Annotated in this window: 4 protein-coding genes; 3 read left to right on the top strand and 1 reads right to left on the bottom strand. The window is 68.5% G+C overall.

Translation table 11 applies throughout. From position 1 onward, the window contains the following. Positions 1-384, top strand: a 384-nt coding sequence (locus tag HUK84_RS11925) for an NAD(P)H-dependent glycerol-3-phosphate dehydrogenase (protein ID WP_317135283.1), incomplete at its 5' end; no start/stop codon positions are given. Between the two features lie 35 nt (positions 385-419). Here the strand turns inward: HUK84_RS11925 and HUK84_RS11930 are convergent. Beyond that, positions 420-1661 (bottom strand): NupC/NupG family nucleoside CNT transporter, encoded by a 1242-nt coding sequence (locus tag HUK84_RS11930; protein ID WP_176640488.1) that lies wholly within the window; start codon positions 1659-1661, stop codon positions 420-422. A 219-nt stretch (positions 1662-1880) separates the two neighbouring features. Between HUK84_RS11930 and HUK84_RS11935 the strand changes: the two genes are divergently transcribed. Together HUK84_RS11935 and murJ are read left to right on the top strand one after the other, a co-directional pair. Beyond that, positions 1881-2366, top strand: coding sequence for a glutathione peroxidase (locus tag HUK84_RS11935; protein ID WP_176640489.1), 486 nt, complete (start codon positions 1881-1883; stop codon positions 2364-2366). A 41-nt stretch (positions 2367-2407) separates the two neighbouring features. Further along, positions 2408-3925: murein biosynthesis integral membrane protein MurJ (gene murJ / locus HUK84_RS11940; protein WP_176640490.1), on the top strand; the 1518-nt coding region annotated here is incomplete at its 3' end.

Genomic DNA, 3925 nt, shown 5'->3' on the forward strand with positions numbered 1-3925 from the left:
GGGCTGGGCGAGAATGCCCGGGCGTCGCTGATCACCCGCGGATTGGCCGAGCTGGGGCGGCTGTCGCAGGGCCTGGGCGGCCGGGCCGCGACCCTGTCCGGCCTGGCGGGGGTCGGGGACCTGATCCTGACCTGCACCGGGGCGTCGTCGCGCAATTTCAGCCTGGGCCTGGCGCTGGGACAGGGTGAGAGCCTGGAGACGATCCTGCGCCACCGCACGACGGTGGCCGAGGGGGTGAGCACCGCGCCCGCGATCCTGGCGCTGGCGCGCCGGCACGATATCGCCGTGCCGGTGATCGAGACGGTGTCGCTGCTGCTGGCCGGGGATATCGGCATGGCGGAGGCGCGGGACAGGCTGCTGAGCCGGCCGGTCGGCACGGAATAGGCCGGCACGGAACAGGTCGGCGGGGAACAGGGGGGCTACCCCACGAACATGCCGGCGATCGTGGCGCTGGCGAAGTTGGACAGCGAGCCGGCAAGGACCGCGCGCAGGCCGATCCGGGCGATTTCGGACCGGCGTTCCGGGGCGACGCTGCCGAAGGCGGCGATCAGGATGCCCACCGAGGAGAGGTTGGAAAAGCCGCATAGCGCGAAGGAGGCGATGGCCAGGGTGCGCCCGTCGAGCGTGGCCTGGTGAAACAGTGGCGACAGAGTGACGTAGGCCACGAATTCGTTGAAGATCAGCTTCTGGCCCATGATGGCGCCGACGATGCCGCAGGCATGCCAGGGCACGCCGACCAGCCAGGCCAGCGGGGCGAAGACCACGCCGAAAATACGTTCGAGCGACAGATCGGCCACCCCGAACCAGGTGCCCATTCCATGGGTCAGCCCGTTGGCCAGGGCGATCAGGCCGATGAAGGCGATCAGCATGCTGCCCACCGCCACCGCGACGGCCACGCCGCTGGACGCGCCCACGGCGATGGCCTCGAACATGTTGGCGGGACGTTCGTGGCCGAAATCCAGGTCCAGGCGGGTGATGCGGGTTTCCTCGTCCGAGGGCATGATGATCTTGGCGAAGAGCAGGCCGCCGGGGATCGCCATCACCGAGGCCGCCAGCAGATATTCCATCGGCACGCCCAGGCCGGCATAGCCCGCGAGCACCGAGCCGGCGACCGAGGCCGTGCCGCTGGACATCACCGCGAACAGCTCGCCCCTGGTCAGCAGCGGGACATAGGGCCGGATGGCGACCGGCATCTCGCTCTGTCCCAGGAAGATGGTGGTGACGGCGGAGAAGGATTCGATCGTCGTGGTGCCGAGCGCCGCGCGGACCAGGCCGCCCAGGATTCGGGCCGTGCGCTGCATGACGCCGTAATGGTACAGGATGGCGATCAGCGCCGAGATATAGACGATCTGCGGCAGGATGCGGAACGCGAAGATGAAGCCGTCGTCCGGGAACAGGGTGAGCATGCGCGGATCGACCAGGCCGCCGAACAAAAACCGGATGCCCTCCGCGCCGTAGCCGAGCACCAGGTTGACCCCGTCGGACACGGCATGGAGCGCCCGGCGCCCCGGCGGCACGAACAGGACCAGCCCGCCGAGCGCCACCTGCATCGCCACGGCGGCCAGGACGATCCGGGGCCGGATGCTCCGGCGGTCGGTCGAAAACAGGATTGCCAGGCCGATCAGGCAGGCCAGCCCCAGAATACCGCGCAGAACCGCCATGCCGCCCCACCAATTGCAGAATGGCAACGACACTGTCTGCGCGGGCGGGCGCTGTCCAGACGGGACGGGGCAGGAAAGCGCGCGAATGGCCCGCCGCCGTGATAAATTACGCTATTTTATTGTTATATCGGGTATCTTCGCGCGATTGGCTCTTCGACGCGGGGGCGATCTGCTCTACTGTTTCCGTTCGGATAGAGTGCAACGGACAGAATCGGTTCCATGACCAGCGTCTATGATTTCACCCTGCCCGCCCTGGAGGGCGGCTCCATCAATCTGGGGGCCTTGCGGGGCAAGCCGCTGCTGATCGTCAATACCGCGTCGAAATGCGGCTTTACCCCGCAATATGAGGGGCTGCAGGCCATCTGGTCGTTCTATCGCGGCAGCGATCTGACGGTCATCGGCGTGCCGTCGAACGATTTCGGCGACCAGGAGCCCGGCAGCGACGCGGAGATCGCGACCTTCTGCAGCCGCAATTACAGCGTGACCTTTCCGATGGCCGCCCGCAGCCACGTGCGCGGCGACCAGACGCTGCCGCTGTTCCGCTGGCTGACGCAGGAGGGCGGATTTCTGTCCCGGCCGCGCTGGAATTTCTATAAATACCTGGTCGGGCGCGACGGCAGGCTGGCGAACTGGTTCGTCAGCCTGACATCGCCCGAATCCCGCCGCATGCGCCTGGCCATAGAACGGGCGATCCTGGACCACTGATCCGGCGGATTCCCGATGCGGGGCAAAAGGAGGTCCGGCGCGTGCTGAAGGGTTTTCTGACCGTCGGAGGCTGGACGATGCTCAGCCGCGTGCTGGGGCTGGTACGCGACCAGCTTCTGGCCGCGTTCCTGGGCGCCGGACCGGTGCAGGACGCCTATCAGGTCGCGTTCCGCCTGCCGAACATGTTTCGCCGCCTGTTCGGCGAGGGAGCGTTGAACGCGGCCTTCGTCCCGCTGTTTTCCGCCACCCTGACGACCGACGGCGAGGAGCATGCCCGCCGCTTCGCCAGCGAGACGCTGAGCGTGCTGCTGGCCTGGCTGACGGTGATCGCGCTGCTGGGCGAGATCTTCATGCCGGCGGTGCTGCGGATCATCGCCCCGGGTTTCAGCCATGCCGGCAGCCGCTATGGGCTGGCGGTGAATTTGAGCCGCATCACCTTCCCCTACCTGGTGCTGATCTGCGGCGCGGCGCTGGTGTCGGGGGTGCTGAACGGGCTGCATCGTTTCGGGGTGGCGGCAGCGGCCTACGTCACCTTCAACATCGTGGGCATCGCCGCGATCTTCGTCCTGACGCCGCTGACCGGCGACGTGGCGCGCGCCGCCGCCTGGGGCATCACCGCGTCTGGCGTGGTGCAACTGGCCCTGCTGCTGGAGGCGGCGCGGCGCGCGGGGTTTCGGCTGTACCTGCCCGTCCCGCATCTGACCGCGCGCATCCGCACCCTGATCGGCCGCATGGCCATCGGATGCCTGGGCAGCGGGATCACCCAGATCAACCTGCTGGTCGACACCATGATCGGCACCCTGCTGCCCGAAGGCAGCGTGTCGCTGATGTATTTCGCCGACCGGGTGAACCAGTTGCCGCTGGGCGTGCTGGGGGCCGCCGCGGGCACGACCCTTCTGCCGGTGCTCAGCCGCCATGTCTCGGCCCAGGACAGCGACAATGCGCACCTGACGCAGAACCGGGCGATCGAATATGCGCTGATCCTGACCGTGCCGTCGGCGCTGGCGCTGATGGTGCTGGCCCGGCCGGTCATGGCCACCCTGTTCGGCCATGGCGCGTTCAGTCCGCGCGACGCCATGCTGTCCGCGCAGTCGCTGCGAGCCTATGCGCTGGGACTGCCGGCCTTCGTGCTGATCAAGGTCCTCTCGCCCGGGTTCTTCGCGCGCGGCGATACCGCCACGCCGGTGCGGATCGGCCTGGCGACGCTGCTGCTGAATTTCGTGCTGAACCTGGTGCTGATGCGGCCGCTGGCCCATGTCGGGCCGCCGCTGGCCAGCAGCCTGGCGGCGATGGTCAATGTCGCGCTGCTGGGCGGGGTGCTGCATCGGCGCGGGGCGCTGCGCCTGGGGGCGGGCACGCTGTCGCGGGTCGGACGCATGGTCCTGGCGGCGCTGGGCATGGTGGTGGTGCTGGTGATGCTGGACCTGACGGTGCTGGGCCCGCTGGCGGTGCGGCCCAATCCGCTGCGCGTTCCGGCGATGGGGGTGCTGGTCCTGGCCGGCATGCTGGCCTACGGCGCCGGGCTGCAGCTTCTGGGTGTCGCGGAATTGCGCACGGTC

It is taken from the genome of Nguyenibacter vanlangensis, from assembly GCF_013376155.1.
Lineage (GTDB): Bacteria > Pseudomonadota > Alphaproteobacteria > Acetobacterales > Acetobacteraceae > Gluconacetobacter > Gluconacetobacter vanlangensis.